12 protein-coding genes are annotated in these 22,689 nt (G+C 54.8%); 4 read left to right on the forward strand and 8 right to left on the reverse strand.

From position 1 onward, the window contains the following. Nucleotides 1-181: 181 nt before the first annotated feature. From PAT3040_RS25985 to PAT3040_RS26005, 5 genes are all read right to left on the reverse strand, one after another. Complete coding sequence (locus PAT3040_RS25985) at nucleotides 182-2,518, reverse strand: glycoside hydrolase family 95 protein (RefSeq protein WP_108994968.1); 2,337 nt, start codon at nucleotides 2,516-2,518, stop codon at nucleotides 182-184. A gap of 199 nt (nucleotides 2,519-2,717) precedes the next feature. After that, nucleotides 2,718-3,839 (reverse strand): alpha/beta hydrolase family protein, encoded by a 1,122-nt coding sequence (locus tag PAT3040_RS25990; RefSeq protein WP_108994969.1) that lies wholly within the window; start codon nucleotides 3,837-3,839, stop codon nucleotides 2,718-2,720. A gap of 166 nt (nucleotides 3,840-4,005) precedes the next feature. Then, nucleotides 4,006-5,010: an ABC transporter substrate-binding protein gene (locus tag PAT3040_RS25995; protein WP_108994970.1), complete on the reverse strand. Its 1,005-nt coding sequence runs from the start codon at nucleotides 5,008-5,010 to the stop codon at nucleotides 4,006-4,008. 200 nt (nucleotides 5,011-5,210) lie between these two features. Next, nucleotides 5,211-6,824, reverse strand: coding sequence for a glycosyl hydrolase family 18 protein (locus tag PAT3040_RS26000; RefSeq protein ID WP_108994971.1), 1,614 nt, complete (start codon nucleotides 6,822-6,824; stop codon nucleotides 5,211-5,213). Between the two features lie 98 nt (nucleotides 6,825-6,922). Beyond that, nucleotides 6,923-8,512, reverse strand: a complete 1,590-nt coding sequence (locus tag PAT3040_RS26005) for a sensor histidine kinase (protein ID WP_181376834.1) — start codon at nucleotides 8,510-8,512, stop codon at nucleotides 6,923-6,925. Nucleotides 8,513-8,772: 260 nt separating this feature from the next. Between PAT3040_RS26005 and PAT3040_RS26010 the strand changes: the two genes are divergently transcribed. The 3 genes from PAT3040_RS26010 to PAT3040_RS26020 are packed head-to-tail and all read left to right on the forward strand — an operon-like array spanning nucleotide 8,773 to nucleotide 12,032. Beyond that, nucleotides 8,773-9,825 (forward strand): HD domain-containing phosphohydrolase, encoded by a 1,053-nt coding sequence (locus PAT3040_RS26010; protein ID WP_108994973.1) that lies wholly within the window; start codon nucleotides 8,773-8,775, stop codon nucleotides 9,823-9,825. A 4-nt stretch (nucleotides 9,826-9,829) separates the two neighbouring features. Continuing rightward, a complete protein-coding gene (locus PAT3040_RS26015) occupies nucleotides 9,830-11,665 on the forward strand; it encodes a hybrid sensor histidine kinase/response regulator (protein WP_108994974.1) in 1,836 nt (611 codons plus the stop codon). Further along, the gene (locus tag PAT3040_RS26020; RefSeq protein ID WP_087569164.1) at nucleotides 11,658-12,032 is read left to right on the forward strand and encodes a response regulator; all 375 of its coding nucleotides are present in this window, start codon (nucleotides 11,658-11,660) and stop codon (nucleotides 12,030-12,032) included. The genes PAT3040_RS26015 and PAT3040_RS26020 overlap by 8 nt, the downstream gene beginning before the upstream one ends. 800 nt (nucleotides 12,033-12,832) lie before the next feature. Here the strand turns inward: PAT3040_RS26020 and PAT3040_RS26025 are convergent. The 3 genes from PAT3040_RS26025 to PAT3040_RS26035 all read right to left on the reverse strand — a co-directional run bounded on the left by PAT3040_RS26025 (nucleotide 12,833) and on the right by PAT3040_RS26035 (nucleotide 21,337). Continuing rightward, complete coding sequence (locus tag PAT3040_RS26025) at nucleotides 12,833-17,629, reverse strand: FecR family protein (RefSeq protein ID WP_108994975.1); 4,797 nt, start codon at nucleotides 17,627-17,629, stop codon at nucleotides 12,833-12,835. Nucleotides 17,630-17,632: 3 nt separating this feature from the next. Continuing rightward, nucleotides 17,633-19,306 carry a stalk domain-containing protein gene (locus PAT3040_RS26030; protein WP_108994976.1) on the reverse strand — a complete coding sequence of 558 codons (1,674 nt, stop codon included), beginning with the start codon at nucleotides 19,304-19,306 and terminating at the stop codon, nucleotides 17,633-17,635. Nucleotides 19,307-19,543: 237 nt separating this feature from the next. After that, the gene (locus PAT3040_RS26035; protein WP_108994977.1) at nucleotides 19,544-21,337 is read right to left on the reverse strand and encodes an adenylate/guanylate cyclase domain-containing protein; all 1,794 of its coding nucleotides are present in this window, start codon (nucleotides 21,335-21,337) and stop codon (nucleotides 19,544-19,546) included. 248 nt (nucleotides 21,338-21,585) lie between these two features. Between PAT3040_RS26035 and PAT3040_RS26040 the strand changes: the two genes are divergently transcribed. Further along, nucleotides 21,586-22,689: HD-GYP domain-containing protein (locus PAT3040_RS26040; protein ID WP_108994978.1), on the forward strand; the 1,104-nt coding region annotated here is incomplete at its 3' end.

Genomic DNA, 22,689 nt, shown 5'->3' on the forward strand with positions numbered 1-22,689 from the left:
CTCCCGATGACCATGTACTTGAGAGCGTTATCATAACCGATTGGCGGATTTCCCGCAAGCCTCCGGCCGGCTTCTCCCATTATCTCTTATCCCGCTCCAGCAGGCAAAAGAAAAGCAACTGTCGTGTCGGCAACAGTTGCTTTCCCATGCTGACGTTTCTTCAAGCGAAGACCGTCTTAACCTACATCCGCCGCAACATTGTTGCTTGAAGCTCGCCGTCCAGCTTATACGCACGATCCGTCTCTACTTCCAGCGTCGCCGTCCGTCCGCCCGAGCAGACAACCAGCGTGCCGCTTGCGCCCGGCCGGATTGTCGCCTCCGCCAAACTCCCTTCCTCCCAGCGCATGTTAACGATCGTATTCCCTCTGGCGCGAAGCCCTTCCACCTTGCCCGATGGCCAATTGGCTGGCAGCGCCGGCAGCAGCTCGATGGCGCCGGCATGGCTTTGGAGCAGCATCTCGCCGATCGCCGACGTGCCGCCGAAGTTGCCGTCGGCCACAAATATAGGGGTCTCCGCCCCAGCGATTCCGGGCTTGGAATACGTAAGCAGATTATCGAAGCACAGCTGGCCGATCAGGTACGTCAACTGCTTATGCGCGTTATCGCCATCGCCGAGCCTTGCGAAGCTGGCCGCGAACTGAGCGAGCGTAAACTCCACGTCCTCGAGCCCTTCGCGTCCCATTCGGCGTTGCAGCGTCGTCCTTGCCGCTTCGCTCAGCTCCGGCGTCCCTTGCGGCGTAATTTGCGCCCCCGGGTACAATCCGTATAAATGCGACAGATGGCGATGATCCGGCTGCGCTTCGCCGAAGTCCTCCAGCCACTCCCGCAACTGCCCATTGCTGCCAACCTGCAACGGAGGGAGTTGCTCCATAGCCGACTTCAGTCTCGCCCGCAGCTCCTCGTCAACCGCAAGCGTCGCGGATGCATCCGCGCAAAAGTCGAACAAATCCCGAACCAACATCATATCCATTGTTGCCCCCATGGACAGCGCGTATTCCGGACCTTCCGTCCGCCCATTTGGATAGAAGCTGTTCTCCGGCGAATTGGACGGCCCTGTGACAAGCCAGCCATGCTCCGGGTGCACGACCATATAGTCCAGGAAAAACAGCGCCGCTTCCTTTAAAACCGGGTACGCCGTCTCTTTCAGGAATACCCGGTCGAGTCCGAACTCGTAATGCTCCTTTAGCTGCATCGCAATCCACAGGCCGCCCGTGACATTCATGCCCCAGTTCAATCCCCAGCCCGGCGAAGAGAAACCCCATGCATTCGTGAACACATGCGCAACCCAGCCCTCGCTGCCATAGAAGGTTCGCGCCGACGAACGTCCCGCCTCGGCCAGCTTCGCCACGAACCTCGTCAACGGCACTTGGCATTCCGCCAGATTCGCTGCCTCCGTCGGATAATAATTCATCTCCGTATTTACGTCGAGATGATAATCGCAGCTCCACGCCATCCGATTCGCCTCGCCGTCATTCCATAACCCCTGCAGGTTCAGCGGCAGCGGCGAATTCTCGCGTGACCCCGCGATGGTCAAGTAGCGTCCATACTGATAAAACAGAGCATATAAAGCAGGGTCGTCTCCCTCCCCGCTCCGAAGCAAGCGAAGCCGCTCGTCAGTCGGCAGCGCGGATTGGCCGTTATCGCCTTCGCCGAGGTCCAGGCTTACCCGTGCGAACAACTTGCCGTGATCCGCAATATGCTCCGCTCTCAGCGCCTCATAGCTTTGACCTGCTGCAAGCTCTATCGCTTGCACGCTTTCGGCTTCCCAATCGGAATCCGTCTTCCCATAGTCGGTCGAAACAGCCACATAAATAATGGCTTCGTCGGCGCCCTCGATGCGAAGCCCGTTACCCTCGCAGGCAATCGCGCCTCCCTTCGCCGCCACATGCACGATGCCGCTGGCGAAGACGCCGCAGGTGCCGTCGCTATGAATATCTTCCGTCGCCTGGCTACGGAAGCGGATATATCCCGAGGCGTCGGCGCCGGTCGAGAACAAAGACGTCCGCCCGCTCAAGGCAAGCCGGAACGACAACCCACCCGTCTCCCCCATCGTGAGGCGCGTGACTAGAACATCGGCGGCATGCGTGGCGAAAGCCTCACGTCTGCAAAGCGATCCGTTTCGGCTGTAGGCATGAGAGACAATGGCCTTCTCCAAGTCCAGCTCCCTGGAGAAACCATCCGCCCCTCCCCCTTCATCGAACAGAATCTCCAAATCCGCCAGCGTCAGATGCGTCCCGAAGTTGCCTTTCGGCGGCTCCAGCGTCGCTCTTGCCAGACGTTCGCCAGTCTCATAGTCTCCCGCGAAAAACCGTTCGCGCATTTCGGCCAGAGCCGCCTTTCCCCCTGTCGCGCTCTGCGGCTCCTCGGCACGGCCCGACCAGTATGTGGCCTCCGTCAGGCTCCAGATTTCCTTATCCGCACCGCCTTGAATGACGGCTCCCAATCTTCCGTTCCCTATCGGCAATCCCTGCTGCCAACCGGCGGCAGGACTCGTATATTGCAGCTTCATGTCTCCCATATCGCACCATCCTGTCTACACTCTATGTTAGCGCTTTCCACAAGAAAAATGGTACCGAGAATGACTCCTTCCCGTAAAGGTACAATTCCGGTTCCAATGGTACGATTCTCCACCTGTCTGCTTAAAATCCCTTGCGGGGCGCGGCATCCAGCCTTCACATCCCACAATGTCGCCCTGGCGGAAATTTCAATTCGCTTATCTAATAGTTGAAATTCTTATCCGCAAAATCCATAAAGCAATGCCAGTCGTACTCCTTCAAGTCATGTTCGCCTGTACGCAGATGATAACCAAGCTTTTTGCCGTGTATCGGCGTCTCCGGCTGCGGGAATGAATGCGTGCCAAGCCCTGGAGCGCTTAATAATCGATACGCCGGCTCAGCAAGTTTCAAGGAAAGAAATTCGGACTGCGGATCTGCCCAAGTATCTTCTGTTGCACTGGATACATAAACACAGCGAGGAGCGATTAATGAGAGCAGCATGTGCTGATCTACCGGAAGCTCATTCTCTCTGTCATTATATTTTTTGTAATTTTCCGCAAACCAATGGGGGAATCGTGTATTAATATGATAAATCGTTTCTCCTTTTTTCCCTCTGGAAATAGCGGCGCCCGTGCTGCCGGAATTATTGCTTACGATCATGGCGAATCTTTCATCCAACGCGCCAGCCCATAAAGCAGTTTTTCCGCCTCTGGAATGACCGACCACAGCAACCCGATTCGCATCAAGATCCGTATCCGTGTCCAGGTAATCCATAACCCGGCTGGCTCCCCAAGCCCATGCCGCAATTGTTCCCCATGCATCGGAAGGACGCTGCGCATCCGGCGTACCCGGTGCTTCGAAGATGCCATGAACGCCATTGCGAAAGCCATCATGCTCATCCGGGTCCACATCCTTTACATGGAATACAGCTGCCGCATACCCTCTGTCAACAATAGCCTTTGCAGGCCAAAACTCATCCTGTTCCTCTTGATCGAGGTCCAAATAATCATTATCTCTATTGTTGATCAGCAGAAATACAGGTGCCGGCTTATCGGTCTCGATGGCGTTTGGCACAAATAACAGCAGCGGAATGACGCCCTTGCCGTACGGACCTGTAAACGTAATATCCACTTTCTTGCGAGTGGCTTTGCCGCCCATATAACCTTTTTCCTCTGCCACATGAAATCTTACCGATAGTGGCTGAGGCTCTCTGCCATACACATGGGTCCGAAATAGCTCCAAAATCTCTGGGCGCCTTTTCCGTATCCAATCTGCTGCGGTTGTCACTTGAATTCCATTTTTGCACATCAATAAATCAGGCAAAGTTGCTAATCTATTGTCCATGATTAATCCCTCCTCATCATGCACATGGTAACAAGGAAGCTCCGTAGATGCCAGCCCTACTGTAAATTTCGATCCAATTTAGAGTGCATGTTAAAAAACGACAGGATGCCGCCCCTACCGTAAAGGGCGACATCCTGTCGTTTTGGTGCTATAGCGGGAGATCCCCCTACTTCACAATGCTTGCCAGAATATGGTCGATCATCTGGTTGTTCGCGATCGGCCCCGTGTACAACCAGCTCGTGTCGGCTCCGAATTCGTGAATGTTGCCGTTTTTCACGGCCGGAATCCCCTCCCATACCGGATCCTTCAGCGCCTCGGCACCGTCGCCGTCGCTATTAATAAGAAAGATATGGTCCGCGTCAAGCTGCGCTAGCTTCTCTAGCGAAATCGAGTTCCAACTGAACTCCGATGCGTCTGCAATCTCTTTTACCGTGGCCGGCACTTCCAAGCCAAGCTCCCCATACAGAACGGCTCCGCTGGATTGCGTGTCGCTCACCACGAAGAAGTTGTTCCCTGTCAGCCACAGCGCTGCCGCGGACTGGCCTGCCGCCTTGCTCTGGATTGTTGCTTTGGCCTCCGCCGCCTTCGTCTCATAATCGGCGAGCACTTGCTTCGCCTGCTCCGTCTTGCCCAACACTTCGCCGACTTTCAGCAGCGCTTGGCGCCAGTCGCCATTTACTTCGTCGCCCAGCGTGAAGGTTGGAGCGATCTGCGAGTATTGTTCGTATTTGCCGCCTTCCACCGTGCTCGCCATCCCCGTAATGATCAGATCCGGATCGAACGACAACACGGCTTCGTAAGGGAGATCGAACGGTATAGCAGGAATGTCGGCCAGATACTCTTGCAAGTAAGCTTGCGTTCCTCTTGTCACTGACCACTGCGCTACGGGCTTCACGTCCAGCGCGACAAGATAGTCTTCCAGGTAAGAGGCGATGATGCGTTTAGGCTCGGCAGGAATGGTTACCTCATGCCCTAATCCGTCCGTCAGCTTGAACTCTGTCGGTTGATCCGAAGCTGTTGGCGCATTTGTTGCTGTATTTGTTGCGGTCGCCTCTGCGCCGGTATCCGCCCCGTTATCGTTATTCGCCGAACCGCATGCCGCCAGCAGCAAGGAGAGCAATAGTATTCCGGCTAGTGTACTTGTGGATCGTTTTGTTTTTCTAACGTTCATGTTGCAAATTCCCCTTCGTTAAACATGTCCCGGTATGTATTCGTCTCCTATCCGAGCTCATTAATGATAACAATTATCATTATCGTTGTCAAACATTCTTTTAATAGTTATACAAACCTTCTTTAGAGCAAGGCTGGCGGACGCAAAAACAGCCTGCCCGTTTACGAGCAAGCCGTTAATGCCTTTGTTTCGGTGATCATCTAGCTTGCATGTTGGCCGACCAGCGCCCAGTCAGCCGCCGTGTAATTGCCCATATGCCACAACGATACGCCCTTCAGCCCGTAGTACTTGGCGAGCCATATCTTTTTGGAGATGCTTTGCGCATCCTCGTAATAGACCAAATGACTGCCCCGCTCATCCGTAAATTCCGCTTTCTTGAGCAAGTGCGGCGTAGACCAGGTCGTCTTCACGCCAGGCATGGCGAGCCGTTTTTCGACATCCGCGATCCTCGGCTTGTACACGGGTCCGGTAACGCCATTTGGCGCCGTAATCCACTGATTGGCCTGCTTGGACACGCCCAGCACCAGCTTTTCCTTCGGTATTGCCTTCAGCGCCGTCACGACCGTGTCATTGACCAGCGGAAGCGGCGCCGATGGCAGCTTGCTCTCGGCATGTGTAAAGTCGTACGCCATCAGCACCACCGTATCCGCCAGCTTGCCGATCGCCCCCAGATCGTAACCGCTATAATAATGAATCGGCGGAACTGCGACCGACAAGGTTAACGTGCCTAATTGCTCCTTCAATTCCTTCAAAAATGAAGTAAAATCCGCCGCGCTTCCCGCTTCTCTTAACCCTTCGAAGTCAATTTGAACGCCGGTGAAGGAGTAGGCCGGATTACTTAAGGTCGCTAACAAGGAATCGATAAACGCTCCTCTCGCCGGTTTGTCCCTAAGGAAGTCCTTGAGATCCGAGCCTGCGTAGAACACCATTAATTCCTTCGACGCTCCCGCTTTACCGGCCGCCTCCACTACTTCTCCGAAGCCGTTCGGCACTTTATAATCCCCCGAACCGGTGTTCAGCTTGGCCAATCCAGCCCCGTCATACTGCAAGCTGGACCAGCCCATAATGACGTTCGACAGCTTGTCCATATGTCCGATGGCCGGATAAGATTCTATCGCATAATAGCCCGTAAAATCGATTTTCAGCCCTGCGATCCGGCTGTCCAGCAAGCGATAAATGACCGCCGCGGCCTGCTTGCGAATGAGCGGCTGCTTCGGCTTGAAACCGGCAGCGTCGCCTTCCATAATTCCCAGACGCGACGCGTAATAGACATAGGGCTGCATATCGGCATCAATGGACGCAACGTCTTTAAATGCACGGGTATCCCGTTCCTTCATCCATTCCGACGACAGCCATGCCTCTCTTTGCTCAACAGGAAGCTTCTCCAGCTGCGACACGCCGATCAACATCGCGACCTCTTGTCTAGTAATGGTTTGGGACGGAAGAAATCGTCCCTCGGAATCTAGCAAGCTCTCAAGCCAGGCTCTATCGAATGCGGCGGCAATATAAGACGCGGACCAACGGTCCTTGGCCACATCCGCGGGTATACTCCCGATTGGCTGTCCGCTTTCGACTTGCTCTGCTACAACGAGCAGCTTCACAAATGCCTCCCGCGACAAATCCATTCTTGGCCTGTATGTCAAATCCTCGTAACCGTTAATGACGCCCAGCGCAGCCAACGTATAGATCGGATCCAACGCGTAGTCGTTCTCTTCGTCTTTAAACGGCTTCAGTTGGACATCGTAGGCCATTGCGGGGCTCGCGAATAACATCATCGCTATCATCGTTAACAACAGCGTTACTCTCAATTTCATTTCCAGTATCTCCTCCCCGGCGGCTTCATAGAGAAGCCACCAAGAGGTTAGACGCTGATTGGAGGCGGATAGTTGCTCTTACACATGGTTTCGCACCCCTATGATTTCTGTGTGCTTGCCGGCACCCAACACTTAAACATGCTGCCCTTGCCCGGCTCGCTGGTTACCGTAACGTGTCCGCCCATCATGGCAAGGTAGCGATGGCTGATGGCGAGGCCGAGACCCGTGCCGCCGTACTTGCGGGTCGTCGAGGCGTCGGCTTGCGTAAATGGCTGGAACAGCTTCTTCTGCTGCTCCTCGCTCATGCCGATCCCGGAATCGGCGATGATAAAGGCAAATCCCGCCTGTCCGTCTGACGTTTCCGAACAAACCTCGAATCTTACGTTGCCCTTACGCGTGAACTTGCCTGCGTTGCTGAGCAGATTAAGCAAAATTTGGCGCAGCTTCGTAATGTCCGTCTCGAATTCGCCACTCGCGGCGACCGTCTCAAGCACATTGCCGTTGTTCTCGATAAGCGGCCGGATCGTCGCCGCCACTTCCTGCATCAGATCCCCGATTTCTACCTTCTCGTAATACATCTCGACCTTGCCTGCTTCAATCTTGGAAATATCCAGAATATCATTAATCAGCATCAGCAGATGGGTGCCTGCTTTCCGAATCTTGTCGAGATCGTCAACGAACGTTTCCGCTCCCATCTCTTCTGCTTCTTCCATCAGCATCTCGCTATAACCAATAATAGCGTTTAACGGCGTCCGCAGCTCATGGCTCATATTGGCCAGAAATTGGCTTTTGATCTGATTGGCTTGGATCGCTTCGTCCCGTGCATGCGACAGCTCCATCGTCCGCTCCTTGACCAAGCTCTCCAGATGGTCGTTAAGCTCGCGCAGCTCCTCATTCATCTTGAGGATCTCCGCCGACTTGTCCTCGATCTCCGAATCCTTATAGGTGAACTTGTTGGAGATGAAGATCCCGATTAATGAAAGCCCCAACGTAAACAACGTGCCGCCCGCAATGAAATACGCCAGCCACTTCTGATCGAGAACAAGGCCGGAGCTCTCGCGCCCGCTCATCCCGTCCAGCGGGAACGACGCAGCGACCATGCCCACATAATGCATGCCGGCGACCGCTGCTCCCATGATCATGCCGCTGCCGACTTTTTTGAACCAATACTCGCGATTCTGCGTCCCTTCCCTCCGAAAATAAAACGAAAGCCACAGCGCCGTAATCGCCGCGATCAGCGCGATCAACACCGACAATCCGACGTACAACGGCTCGTACACAATATCAATCAGCATGGCTTCCATGCCGATATAATGCATAGCGACGATGCCCGCCGCCAGCAGCACGCCGCCCGACACGATACGCTTGATCCCGGGCTGTGTCCGTCCCACAATATGCAGAGCAACAAACGATGCCGCGATTGCGACGATGACCGACAACACTACGGTAGGCATATGGTAGGCGATCGGAACCGGCAGCGAGAACGCCAGCATGCCGACAAAGTGCATCGACCAGATCCCGCTGCCCATCGCACACGCGCCGAACGACAGCCACAGCCATCTTCGCGGTCCGAACGTTGTACTGATCCTATTGACCAAATCCAGCACGGTATAGGAAGCCGCGATCGCTACTATATAGGAGAACAACACAAGCAGCATGTCGTAAGTGCCGTGGTTATGGTGTTGCATCGAGTTCCCTCTTCCCGTTCCTAGTATCCCTGGCAGATAAATCCTTACTCTCATTCGACACAGAGCGAATTATTTCCTCCTAAAGTTCCACAGGTCATCCTCTATATCGCTTGTCATGACTTTTAACCTATGTCGAAAGCACAAGAATCTGGTCGTAAAATATCGAATTTACATTTATAATAGTGAGAGAATGGCAAGATTAGGATGGACAGACGGGAATCCTCTCCATTCCCCTATTACATAAGCAAATGAGGCCTACCATGGACGAGTGGAAGCAAAATGCCAAATTCCTGATCGTAGACGATCAGGAATTCAATATCAGCCTGCTGCACCGCATTCTGACTCGTGCGGGATATACAAATCTCGTGACAACTACCAATCCGCTGCAACTGGAGGCCTTGTATCGGGAGCACCGCCCTGACATCGTGCTGCTCGATCTTCATATGCCGGAGATGGACGGTTTTACCGCTATTCGATGTCTGCGTAACTGGAACGAAGGCGAATATTTGCCTATTCTGGTACTGACAGCCGACGTGACGCCCGAGGCGAAGAAACGGGCGTTGCATGAGGGTGCGAACGACTTCATCTCCAAGCCGTTTGATCGGACGGAAGTTGTGCTGCGCATTCAGAACTTCCTGGCCACACGATTCTATCATCTGAAGCTGCAAGAGCGAAACCAGGATTTGGAGCAACGCGTACGTGAGCGAACACGAGAGCTCGAGCTCGCTCAGGCGGAAATTCTCGACGTGCTTGGCCGCACGGCGGAGTACCGCGACGATGAGACGGGCCAGCATACGAAACGGGTCGGAGACTTGTCCGCTCGTATCGCTCTGGGGTTGGGACTTTCTCCCGATGAAGCTGCACTGATCGGCAGGGCCGCGCCGCTCCATGACATTGGCAAGATCGGCATTCCGGATGATATTCTGCTTAAACCCGGACGCTTCACTTCCGAGGAGTTCGCCAGGATGAAGGAGCATGCCGATATTGGATCCAGCATTCTGCAAGGGAGCGTCTTCCCCGTTCTTCAGGCAGCCGGCACGATCGCATTAACGCACCATGAAAAGTGGAACGGAAGCGGCTATCCAAACGGATTAAGCGGCGAGGACATTCCGCTCTACGGGCGAATCGTGGCAATCGCCGACTTCTACGACGCCCTCACGCATGAGCGACCGTACAAACGGGCATGGACAAAAGAGGAAGCCATCTCGGAAATTATAGCGCAGTCCGGGCAGCATTTTGATCCGCGCGTGGTTGAAGTATTCCTTGACATCATCGGAAGCGAAGCGCCGTTTAATATTGCCAGGGGGGATTAGGTGGATGAAAGAACGGAACGGGGTTAGCGATAATAGGAATGAGATAGATGTACTCCGCAAAGAGCTGGAGCTCGAGCGGCAAGCACGGCAGGAAGCCGAGCGGATCTCGGAGGAGAAGTCGCACGCGATCCATGATCTCAACCAGGAGCTTCATCAATTGAACGAACAGCTGGAAGTGCTCGTTCAAGAGCGAACGATGGAGTTGTCCCAAGCGCGCGATGCAGCCGTCGAAGCGAACAAGATCAAAAGCCAGTTCCTCGCCAACATGAGCCACGAGCTTCGTACGCCGCTTAACGCCATCATCGGCTACAGCGAGATGCTGGGGGAAGAAGCCGAGGAAATGGGAGAAGCCGCCTTCTCGGACGATCTGCACAAAATACATAAAGCGGGGCAGCATTTGCTCACGCTGATTAATAGCATATTGGACCTATCCAAGATTGAGGCCGGCAAAGTAGAGCTTTATCTCGAAACCGTCGACCTTCATTCCCTCATCGCCGAACTGGTTGCGACCGTGGATCCTCTGATGGCGGCCAACCGCAACCATTTGCTGCTGGAGGGGCTGGACGATTGTCCGGATTCGATCCGCTCGGACGCGACCAAGCTTAAGCAAATTTTGCTCAACCTGCTCAGCAACGCTGCCAAATTTACATCGGACGGCACGGTTACCTTATCCCTCGCCAACGAGCAGGAGCTGGACGTGCCTGGCATAGTCTTCCGCGTCCAAGACAACGGGATTGGCATGACTCCGGAGCAAGCGGAAAGCGTATTCCTGGCGTTTAAGCAGGCCGATGCCTCCACGACCCGCAAATTCGGCGGAACGGGGCTGGGACTTGCCATCAGCCAAAACTTGTGCACCATGCTGGGGGGCAAAATCTCCGTCGAAAGCGAGCTCGGAGAGGGTTCGACGTTTAAGGTCTGGCTGCCTCTGCAAAGTAATGGCGAGTCAATGCCCGGGGTGTCTTTGGCGTCGGATATTTCCATGCTGACTATACCCCAACCGGAGGTTCCGGCTGGATATGCCAGTGAGACTACCGATGAGGGCTCCGGCTTAACGAATCTCATCGCTGCCAATGGAGTCGGCACCGTCCTCGTCATCGACGACGATCCCGCAATGCTCGGATTAATGCAGCGTTATCTCGGTCAGGAGGAATGGACCGTTACGCTTGCTCAATCCGGCCGGGAAGGCTTGCGTCTGGCTAAACAGTTGAAGCCTGACGTCATTTCGCTGGATGTGCTTATGCCTGGCGTTGATGGCTGGAACGTGCTCACCATGCTCAAAAACGATCCCGAACTGGCGCATATTCCCGTCGTCATGATTTCAATGATGGACGAGCAGCGACTCGCTTACGCCATGGGCGCCGCGGAATACGTAACGAAGCCCGTACAGAGGGATCGGCTCATCGGTATTATCGAGAAGTATGTGCAGGAACGACAGTCCCATTCGGTGCTGGTCATAGAAGACGACGCGATTACCTCCGACATGATGACAAAGATGTTAAGCAAGGAAGGCTATAACGTGATCCAGGCCGATAACGGCCATCATGCGCTTAGCCTGCTGGAGCAGGATGCGCCGCATCTCATTCTGCTTGATCTCATGATGCCCGAAATGGACGGGTTCGAATTTTTGACGGTGCTGCGGCAGCACGACGCATGGCGGGACATCCCGGTCGTGGTCGTTACGGCCAAGTCGATTACAGATGAGGATCGCGAGCGGCTAAGCGGCTATGCCAAAAACATACTCAGCAAGAGTCAATTGGAGCGCGAATCGCTGTTGACCGAAATTCGAAGACTCATTGAGCTATCCGGCGGGTCTGTAAAGGGGGTTGCGGAGGATGGCTAGAATTCTCCTTGTGGAGGACAACGAGATGAACCGGGATATGCTGTCGCGCCGGCTCATCCGCAAAGGTTTTACCGTTGACATGGCTGTTGACGGCCGGCAAGGCGTCGAGCTTGCTTCGGCGATCCAGCCGGACCTCATCCTGATGGACCTCAGCCTGCCGGTCATGGACGGCTGGGATGCCACTCGCGCGCTCAAGTCAGATCCCGGCACAAGGAACATCCCCGTCATCGCGCTTACGGCCCATGCCATGACGAGCGACCGTACCCGAGCCTTCGAGGCAGGCTGCGACGACTTTGATACCAAGCCGGTGGAATGGATGCGGCTGCTTGGCAAGATCGAGGCGCTGCTTTCTTCTTCGCGGGCTTAGACGTTCGCGTGCTTCAGGGCCCATGCACCGCAATTAAGAAAAACCGTCAGGATAGATCGTCCTGGCGGTCCTTTTTGTGCTAGCGCCAGAAAGAAGCAACGTCGTCACCCTGTCTGTTCGGCCTCTCGAATAAGAGGAAAAACTCCCTCTAATACCCTCGTCTCCGCCCTTGCTTGCTCTTTAGAGGGAAATCCTACCTCTAATTCTGGCCGAATCACTGTTTTCGGGTCGAACCACCCCGATTAAAGGGCAGTTTTCCCTCTAAGAGGAGCCGATTTTCCGATTTTTCCAGATTAAAGGGAGATTTCCCCTCTATTTTCCGATGCGATGTACGGTGGGCCTCTTGGAGATGAGCGGCCTTAAGCTTTGCAAAGCCCTATGCAACAAAGAGTGAACAAAACGGGCTTATTGACCAAACTAAACAGGTGTGCGGAACTGAGCGACGTTATTCTCGCCAAATCAACGGTTTCGGGTACCCTTACGGAACTGAGCGTGCTTATTCCAACCGAATCGCGCTCCATCTCCCTTGTCATCAACCAATAAAGTCTCTGAGTTCCGTAAGCCCTGCCTTTCCCCCTCCATACGATGAAATAAGGGCTCTGAGTTCCGTCCCTCGCTATCGCACACGTACGCACGCCGTAGCGACAACGACTGAACTCTCGTCCACTCAGATTTCCGACAAGCTCGGGAACTTATAAATTCTATTGTGGTAAATAAAACCGCCGGACGAATCGCCCTGGCGGTTTTATTTGCTGTAGCGTTCGCGTACTATGACAGCGAAGCCCGTTATGCGCTACGACTTACACGTTTGTGTCAATTTGATAATACTGCAGGGTGTACAACGCTTCCGGCAGGGTGCTGTAGGAGTTTGTGCGTAGATATCCCCACATCCCCTGGCCGGATTGAAGTATTGCTGCCGGCGGGATACCTATAAACTCCAATATGGATTCGAATTCAGGCTTTACCGCGTTATAATCGCTCGCAGCCAAAAATTCATTTAAATCCGCCAGCTTCGCATTCAGCATGTCCTCGTAAGCCGTGATGGAGGAGTCGTATCCGCCATACGGCTCACCATTTGTTAATAGATTTAGTACTTTTCCGCCGTTGTCAATCAAACGAATACGACCTGCATTGCTGTATACGCTCATATTTTCAATGACAGCTCCCTCGGAAAGGTAGATATCCCGATAGGAAGGCGGCATCTCCTCGTTGCCCATCCACTGAGTCTCATCGTACAAATCAACGGCCTTGGATGCTCCAGCCAATTCCAACACACCCGGTCCGTTCACGTATATCATGGTGTTCTCTCCCGCCGGCAAAGTCTGCAACACTAGTCTCGCTTCATTCGGGTCGCGAACATCGATTTTAACCTTAACAGTCAAACCGTTCATGATCAGGCCTCCGCCATCGCCGGAGCTCACATCTCGAACGATGATCCATGGGGTCCCTTCTTGTTGCCCGCCTTCAAAGCGCACGCCGTCGCCCAACACAAGCGAGCCATTTGGGATATCGACAGTCAGTTCTCCAGCAATGACGACATTTTGTAAAGTGTATGTTCCGCTGCCGCTTCCCCGAATAGTCAAGGACCCTACCGTTGCCGGCTGCTCAGGATCGGTTGGACCTAACATTTTGTTCTCATTGCCGTACACGAATTGCGTTACATACCAATTATCGTTCCACTCCGCCTGGACAGGCTCTTCGATCGTAAAGGACAGATCCGCTACGTCTTCGTATAATCCAACGACCCCGCTCTCCCAATTTTCCCCATACTGGAAGCCGCCATGGACGATTACGCTGGCCTCTCCCGGATGGAAGGCGGTCATGTCCCAATCGAGCATTTCTCCACACTCGTAAGGCATTTCGATGATGCAATCAAGTCGCTGATTGATCGGATAATAACGCTCGATGACTTCATCTCCGAATGTCTGACGGATCGTAACGCCGCTGGCCTGGCGGAACCAGTCCGGCCAATCGAACCGTTCGTAACCTTCCGACCAATCGCCTTCTCCTTCACCGCCTTGTACTGGAGCAGGAATAAAGCCGCTATATACAAAACGGAATGGCTGCCCATAAGGCGTATCCTCAATCGCGAGCTCCTCTTCCTCGAAGCCGGGCGGAATGTTCGGCAGTTCGTTCCAGCTCCTCATCAAGTCTCTAATATCGAGCAGGGAGTTGATATAGCTGCCTTCACTGTAGAATTGTCCTTCCAGGAACAGCAAGTACAAATACGACAGACGGTGGGCCAACTGAAATCCCGCCGCTTCAAGCGCCTGCTTGAATTCGGACAAATCGTCGACATCATTAAATCTGATGTTATTGCCTGCGTTAATAATATCTTCCTTAATCTGTTCAATTTGATCCTGCGCCGCAAAAACCGAATCGGTTGCCCCCACCTCCTGGCCAAATCCGATGTCTAGCAATATGCCCTGCAGGTCCAGTTCGACTCCTGGGGCGTTAATCTGAAGCCGTGCCATCACTTTGGCATCAGGGGCAATACGCAGCGAAGCAGCCGTAGCATTCGGCGTAACAATTACATCTTCTTGGTACACGCCGCTCAACAGCACTTCGCCGCCGCCGGATATCTGCAAGCTGCCGGCGCTCGCCACCTCTTCCAGACGAATAGCAGCCCCGTCGGAATCTCGCAATTCAATCATGCCGTCATGCTGCGCGGAGCTGGCAAAGCCTGCGCCCGCCGCTCCCGGCGGATCCTCGTCCGGCTCCGTCACTACAACCAATGGCCTAACCCCGCCGCCTGTCGCAAAATTTCCCGAAATGCCGTCAATGTACGTATTTCCCGTTACCGTGACCGAATCCTCCAGCACGACGCTGCCAGCTGGCAAATCAATAATCAGGTCACCCGCAACGGACAGATTACGCAACGTATAGGTCCCGCTGCCGTCTCCGGCAAACCTCAGATTTCCCGGCACCTTCAGCAGCAATTCGGATTCGGACGAAGGACCGAACTCCCGATCCTCCGTGCCCATTACCGCTTGCGTAACCAATTCCATGTCGGTTAGATCTGTCTCGCCGTTCAGCCAATCCGCAGGCGACAGCACAAACGAATGGATGACATCGTCGAATCGTCCGTTTGCTGTCAGCCTCAAGGTGTAGCTGCCTGCACCTGTTTCCTCAAAGATGGAGCCGTCCAGCTCGAGACGACCTGCGTTGAGCGTCGCCAGACCGAAGTCTTGTCCTTCCACCGCATTTACGGCAACCGTGCGCAGCGGATCGCCTTCTGTTGATGATTCATGGTAAATACGAACCTCGTATACTCGCTCAACCCATTCCTGATAGTCCGGGTCTTCTCCGTCAAAAGTGAAGGACATGATCGGCATCTCGACATAAAGCTCGCCTCCCGTCTCCAACACCGGGCCTGGTTCTTTCAGCTCCAGCACCTCGGCAATCGCTGCCGACGCCAGCTCCCATGTAGCGAAACCGGCGCTGCCCTGCTGATTATTGCGCCTTGAGAGCAGTTGCTCGGCATGCCATAAATACGCGCCCGTATATTCGCCTTCTTGCAGGAATGCAAGAACAGCCTCGGCATCCGCTGCCTGGTTCAGACGGCTGAGCTTCGCATTGTCCAGAATGTCCTGATCCACCTCAATACCGGGGCCCGGCACGATTTGGCCGACTTTGTTCGATGCATCGGCAAGCGTGAATCCGTCCGCGTTTATTTCTAACGTTCCGGTAAAGATGGCGGTGGAATCTACCGTCATTGTCACATTCGGCACATTGACTTGCACCGTGCCTGTAAATTGTCCTTTCAGGACAATCGACGCGGCGTTCCCCTCAATAATCACTTCTCCATTGTAGCTGCCTTCGAGCACGATCGTTCCGGAGCCCGTAATGCGAACCGTGCCTCTGCCGGCATTCCCCTGCAGAATGACGCGAGCGCCATTATTACTGTCCTGCACCTCGATGGCGCCTTCATGAAACGCGGAGCTGTCGAATGTGTTCGACGCCACATCCACAATCGTCGTTGTGCCTGCTACAAAGACCGAATCCAGCAGCACGACGCTGCCGTTCGGAACCGTGACGGACAAGTTGCCCTCAATCCTCATATTGCGAAGCGTATAGACGCCGGTCGCCGTGTCGTCACCGACAATCGTCAGATTGCCTTCAACCGTTACTAAACCTTCAACAGGTCCGTAAATGGCGTCCGCACTCCCGCTAACCGCTTGCTCCAGCGGACCCGTTATCTCTCCCGGCTGATTAATCGCCGGAGGCGTAGGGGTCGGCGCAGGCGTGCTCGGAGTTCCGGCATTGGTCGACGCCGGCGTTGGCGTAGGTACGCCTGCCGCTTCCTCCAGCTTTTTCTTCGCCTCCAGGAAAGCCTTGAGCTTTTCTTCCTCAAGCTTCTTCAGGTACTCTTCCTCCGCTTTTCTCTTCTGCTCCTCCAGTATCTTTTGATTGGCCTCCTGCTTTTGGCGCGCCTGCTCAGCCAGCTTGGCCAGCAGCTCCTGCTGCTTCTTCTGCTGCTCCGCCAAAGCCTGTTCCTGCTGCTGCTTTAACCGATCCCGCTGCTGCTTCAATTGCTCGGCCAGACGCTGCTGTTCTTTCTCCTTGTCCGTCAGCACGGGCTCCTTTGCATTGTCGAGATCGATTTTTTTGTCGAGGCTGCGATTGGCTTCCTCCACCAGCTTCCGAATGGCGTCCGCATCGACCTTATTCTGCTTGATCGCTTCTTTAACCGCGTTCGCCACAAAATGTTCGAGATTTTGGCGGACGCGTTCCAGGTCATCTATCGACTTGATATTTAAGCCGTCCGCTTTCTCCGGATCAAGACTGTTGTTGGGGCCAAGTCCTTGGCGCAATCGCTCCAGAAGCTCTTCATTCTCCTTGTCGATCGCCGCCTTGTTCCTGATAATCGCCTCAATGACGCCGGGTCCGGCACCCTGCACAAACTGCTCCAGATTGACGAATACAACCTCATCCTTCTCGGACTGTTTCTTCTCGTCGAAATACGTATTCAACATCTGGCTCGGATAGATGGTAGACGGCCTATCGTCATTCTTGCCGTTGTTTTTAGAGAATACCTCTCCGACCCCCGAAGCGATCATGAACATCGATTCTCCGGTTAGCGGATCGACCGTCACAAACAGGTTGGTGCCGCGCACGCCCATGACCGCCGTCGGCGTCTCGACCTCGAATTCATCCTCGGTAGAGACAAGCGTGCTTGCCTTTACCCACATACTGCCCGTCCACAGCGTAAAATTGGATTTTTTCTTGCCGCTCGCATCGCGCAGCTCGGATATGTACAGCGAAGAGCCTCCGCCTAACGTCGCTTCGTCCGAGCGATCCTGCACCCTGATCGTCACGCTCGATTTATCGCCCGTTTTCAGATGATCTCCGGCATTAAGCGGCATATCCTTGTACGCCTTAAAATATTTTTTGCCCCCTGCTTTCTTGACCTCGACGGTGCCCGAAACGGACACGATGCTCGCAATGCGAACAGAAGCCGCCGCGGCGCGCTCGCCTATCGGGGCCAGCGCCACGCTCGCCAGCAAGGTAAGAAACAGGACGACTGCAACAAAGGAGACGCCCCTTCCAAAGGAATTCCTTACGCCGGCATGGACTGATCGTTCGCTTAAACGCATAACCTACAGCTCCTCTCCATCTGTTATCGGACTGCGAATGATGACCGTACGCGACGCGGCATGCCATTGCACATCCAATTCTATCAATTCGCTAATATAGCGGACCGGAATATAAGAGACGCCGTTCTGGACGAACGGAGCGGCATCCAGCATGACCGCCTCCGCTTCTCCGCCATTCCTGCGAACTTCGGCTTCCTTGCTGTCCAGCTGGAGCGTGATGTCCAGTTGCCCCTTCCGCAGCAGTACCTCGCGGGTATCCGGCTTATAGTCGACCTCGTAGCCAAGCGATTCGGTGACCGCCCGCACCGGGGCGAATGTTCTGCCGGCCAACAGTTTGGAAGGCGTCTTGAGCTCCTCCGCTGCCGCGCCGGTCACGATCCGTACCGACGTATCGCCCTCCCGCCGCTCCGGCAGACGAAGAAGCGATATGGAACGAATGCGGTTATTGTAGCTGTCCGCCGCCAGCAGCTCGCCGCCCGGAGCAAGCGCCACCGCGGAAGGCGCCTGCAGAGCATGGCTGCTCTCGATGCCGTCCAGCCAGCCGCGCACCGAGTCGCCCGCTCCCGCGATCGTGGATACTTTGCCTTCATATAAATAACGTATCGCGTGATTCAACGAATCGGCGATGATCAGCCCGCCCTCTGGCGTAACCGCTAGACCTCGCGGAAAGCTAAAGCGCGCATTGGCCGCCGCTCCGTCTGCATACCCTGCGGTCGCATAGATACTTCCCGCCTCGAAATCCGGCGTGCCGTCCGGTTTGCCTCCGGCTACCGTGGACACTGTGTTGCTCGAGAAATCGATATAACGGATCAATTGATTGCCGGTATCGCTGACATACAGATTGCCTTTGGCATCCAGCGCAAGGCCGGAAGGTTCATTAAACAGTGCCTGTGCCAGCTTGCCGTCGCGATAGCCGCCGCTCTCAACCAAGAGCCCCGGAATAATCTCGCGCCCCGCTGTCGGCGACTCGTTTAACGTCGTTACGTTGCCGTCCGGCGCGATGCGGCGAATGAGATGATTAAGCGAATCCGCGACGTATATGTTGCCGCGATCGTCAACGGCCACCGCCTGCGGGTAGTGGAACGCCGCGTCCTTGCCGCGGCCGTCCGCATCGCCGATCACGCCGTTGCCCGCCAACGTCGTCAGACGGCCTCCGGGCGAAAGCTTGCGGATCGCATGATTGCCGGCATCGGCAATATACAGATTGCCAGAGGCATCCGCCGCAAGCCCGACCGGCTCGTTAAGAGCCGATTCCCCGGGGAGCCCATCGTTATATCCCCCGATTGGCCGATACAGCTCGTTCGTCAGAAACTTCAGTCCGGCTGCGGTGCTGATCTTGCCGCCCGTCAACTTCCTTATCTGATGGTTGTCCGTGTCGGCTATGTATACCGTCCCGTCCGGCAGCGCGGCCACGCCTTGCGGGGCTCGCAAAGAAGCGATATCCGCAGCGGCGTCCCCGTCGCCCGGCTCTCCCGAGCCTGCCAACGTGCCGACCTGAAGCAACAGCTGCCCTTCCTCGCCTCGCACTCCGTCCTTAATGCCGAACGGCTGCTGTCCCGCCGCAGACGCAGCAGCAGGAGCCATCGACAGCCCCCAGGCCAGCGTGACCCCAAGCAACGCCGTTCCCCACTTTCGCGACATACGGCTAAAGTTCTCTGCCCTATCTCTCATATGCATTTCTCACAACCTCCAGACTCTTATCTACTATCCTTATTGAAATCTATCGCGAAATAAACAGGATGACATCTATCTAGGGCGTGTCTGAATACTCCTGAGCGGGTTTTCAGACATGACCTAATTGTACAACAAATTTCGACGTTATTTTCGAAAAATATCTTTAAGCATTCCCGAATTATACCACCAATGCGCTACCCCTGACTGTAACCCCGATTACAATATTGAAGCTTCAAAAGATTATTGGGCAGACTTCAAATCTACCACCTCATAAAGCTTGACGGGCACGCTTTTGCCTTTCATCATCCGCTCGCCGATGCAGTTGTACACGAAGCTCCCCTTCGTTCGCTCGTACGTCTCCTCCGATACCAGAATCTGGTTGGGCTGCGTATTGGACTCGATTCGCGCGGCGATGTTGACGTTGTCGCCAATCGCCGTATAATCAACCCGCAGGAAGGAGCCGATATTGCCGACTACGACCATCCCGGTATTGACGCCGATGCCGACGCTCACCGTGATGCCGTGTTTCTCCTCGATCGTGCGCCGTACTTCCTTCATCGACTCCTGGATATCCCATGCCGTCCGCACGGCGCGATACTCATGATCCGGCACATCAAGCGGAGCATTAAAAATAACCATCGCGGCGTCGCCGATAAACTTGTCAATCGTCCCCTTGTTGTCGAGCGCCTTGCGCGTAATCATATCGAACATCGTGTTCAGGAAGTCGAGCACCTGCTCCGGCGGCAGCTTCTCCGACAATGTCGTAAATCCGCGAATGTCGAGGAACAGAATCGAAAGCTCCTTGTTAATGCCGCCCAGCTTGATCTCCTGGTCGCTGCGGGCGATTTCGCGGACCAGATCCGGCGAGAGGTAACGCCCGAATTGCTTCGTAATAAAGTTTTTTTGCTTGTTCTCGAGGAACGACTTCAAGGTAATATTGACCAGGTAACTTAGCAGCAGCACGACCAGCGGCTCCACGGCGTTAAAGTGCCAATCCAGCCATTGGAAGGAGGCGTATTGCGCGGCCAACAGAGCTAGCGCCGTTCCTGCGGCCAACAGGCTTCCCGTCATCGTGCGGAAACGCCACGCCACCAGCGGCATAAGCGCAAACATCAGGAGCGAGATCAGCGAAATCCAAAGGCCGTGCAATTCCCGGATCGTCTCGCCTTGAAGCAGCTGGTGCAAAATATTGCCGTGCACGTACACCAGCTTCATCTCGCTCTCCACCGTTGTTGCGCCCGTATCGTAGCCGACCGCCGTAAAGCCGACCAGCACCAGCATGTCGTCGAAATTTTCCGCAGGGAAGTTGCCGTTATACACATCGACAAACGGCACCGTCCAGAAATCACCGGACACCATGTTGTAATCGATCAAAATTTCATCTCTTGCATTCATATCAAGGAAAGGCTCGACATCGGCTTCGGCCATGCGGGCCATCTGCAGCGCCAGCGACGGCATCGGCCCGTCGTCCGGCTGTCCGAGCTGCAGCAGCGTGCGGCGTATAACGCCGTCCTTGTCCAGCCGCGCGTTAATATGCGCCCGATCCGTATGCTCGGCGAACATCGGAATGGGATGCACCCATTCCTCGGGTTGCAGCAGCGACTTGTCGGACGCCCCCTCCAGCGAACGCGAGAATTCACTCTCCGTATTGGCGTAGGATGGCAAAATAATGCCGTCATGCCGTTCCAGAGCTTCGGCGAACGCCGCATCCGCCTCCGGCGCGCTCTCCGATGTAAACAAAATATCGAAGCCCACAGCGGCAGGTTCCGTCTCGGGCGTATACATATGATCGAGCAGCGTTGCATATTTATCTCTCGTCCACGTATTAAAGGCGCCCAGTTCCTGCAGCGTATATTCGTCTATGGCGACGACTATAATACGCTCGTCGGGCATCTGCGACTTCGACTGCGTCATATTGTAGCCGAATAATGCCCGGTCGAGGGGCAGCAGAAACTCCATAAGCATCAGCAGGCACATGACGAGCAGCACCCCCGCATTGCCGATCAGCGCCAGCTTGCGCGCCGTTTTTTTCATAGAAACGCACTCTCCCTGCCATTGTTAATATTCTATCTATCATTGTAAACTAGTTTTACATTTTCCGACATTCCCCAAAGTTAACTTGTTGCAAGCTTTTACACGAACTTACCAAAGATGACATCTTTGTCGAAAGTCCTCGAATAAACAGAAATTTCGCTGCAAATAAACAGGAATTAACCCCTTCGGGAGCGAATGTCTATGGAACAAAAAATGGAACAAAAGCGGAAGGAATGAGGTGAGCCCTCGTGAACGTGGATAGACGGCCCGCCGGAGCCTTTAAGGAAGAGCTGACCCCTGAGCAATTATTGAAGGTGATCTTCGAATTTACGGCAAAAATCGCAACCGCCGACCGGCTCGAAGCCGTGTTGATTCTTATGGCCGACATGGGGCGCGAAATGATCGTGGCAGACCGCTGCGCCGTCTGGCTGCTGGACGAAGAACGCCGGGAGTTGTTTACCGTCGTCGCCCATGGAGCAGGAGAGATCCGCATCCCTTATGGAAGCGGACTGGTCGGAACCGCCATCAGCGAAGATCAACCGATCATTATCGACGATGCCTACGAGGATCCGCGCCACAACTCGGACAACGACAAGCGGACCGGCTATCGCACCAAGGCGATCATGACGATTCCGTTCCGCAATAATGAGGGTCATGTCATCGGCGCATATCAGGCCGTGAACAAGCTGACCGAGTCAGGCGTCTTCTCGGAGAAGGATATGGAATATTTGTCGCTTGCCGCCTCGTATTCCGGCAAGTCGCTGGAAGCGTTTATGCTGCGCGAGGAAATCGTGGAGACACAGCGGGAAATTATTTTCTCCATGGGGGAGATCGGGGAGAGTCGTTCGAAAGAAACGGGCAGCCATGTCAGACGCGTGGCTCAATATTCGTATTGGCTGGCGCTCGGCCTCGGCATGAGCGAGAGGGAAGCGGCGCTCTTGCGCGACGCTTCGCCCATGCATGACATAGGCAAGGTCGCCATTCCCGATGCCATACTACATAAGCCGGGGGCTCTTACGGATGAGGAATTCGATCAGATCAAAGGGCATACGCTGATCGGTCACCAGTTGCTTCGGCATTCCAAGCGCGAGCTGCTGCGCGCCGCGTCGATTGTGGCGCTGGAGCATCACGAGAAATGGGACGGAAGCGGTTATCCGCAGAGGCTTAAGGGCGAGGAGATTCATATCTACGGACGCATTACCGCCGTAGCCGATGTCTTCGATGCTTTGGGCAGCGCCAGAGCGTACAAGCAGGCTTGGGAGCTGGATCGCATACTGGCGTTGTTCGAGGCGGAACGCGGCCGCCACTTCGACCCGCGGGTCGTCGACTCGCTTATCGCCCAGTTGCCGCGC

It is taken from the genome of Paenibacillus agaridevorans (assembly GCF_003112455.1).
Lineage (GTDB): Bacteria > Bacillota > Bacilli > Paenibacillales > Paenibacillaceae > Pristimantibacillus > Pristimantibacillus agaridevorans.

Excerpts from the sequence above, each read along its gene's own strand:
- PAT3040_RS26010 (WP_108994973.1), top strand. The coding sequence starts at position 8,773 with ATGGACGAGTGGAAGCAAAATGCCAAATTCCTGATCGTAGACGATCAG.
- PAT3040_RS25995 (WP_108994970.1), bottom strand. The coding sequence starts at position 5,010 with ATGAACGTTAGAAAAACAAAACGATCCACAAGTACACTAGCCGGAATA.
- PAT3040_RS26005 (WP_181376834.1), bottom strand. The coding sequence starts at position 8,512 with ATGCAACACCATAACCACGGCACTTACGACATGCTGCTTGTGTTGTTC.
- PAT3040_RS25985 (WP_108994968.1), bottom strand. The coding sequence starts at position 2,518 with ATGGGAGACATGAAGCTGCAATATACGAGTCCTGCCGCCGGTTGGCAG.
- PAT3040_RS25990 (WP_108994969.1), bottom strand. The coding sequence starts at position 3,839 with ATGGACAATAGATTAGCAACTTTGCCTGATTTATTGATGTGCAAAAAT.
- PAT3040_RS26015 (WP_108994974.1), top strand. The coding sequence starts at position 9,830 with ATGAAAGAACGGAACGGGGTTAGCGATAATAGGAATGAGATAGATGTA.
- PAT3040_RS26030 (WP_108994976.1), bottom strand. The coding sequence starts at position 19,306 with ATGCATATGAGAGATAGGGCAGAGAACTTTAGCCGTATGTCGCGAAAG.
- PAT3040_RS26025 (WP_108994975.1), bottom strand. The coding sequence starts at position 17,629 with ATGCGTTTAAGCGAACGATCAGTCCATGCCGGCGTAAGGAATTCCTTT.
- PAT3040_RS26035 (WP_108994977.1), bottom strand. The coding sequence starts at position 21,337 with ATGAAAAAAACGGCGCGCAAGCTGGCGCTGATCGGCAATGCGGGGGTG.
- PAT3040_RS26020 (WP_087569164.1), top strand. The coding sequence starts at position 11,658 with ATGGCTAGAATTCTCCTTGTGGAGGACAACGAGATGAACCGGGATATG.
- PAT3040_RS26000 (WP_108994971.1), bottom strand. The coding sequence starts at position 6,824 with ATGAAATTGAGAGTAACGCTGTTGTTAACGATGATAGCGATGATGTTA.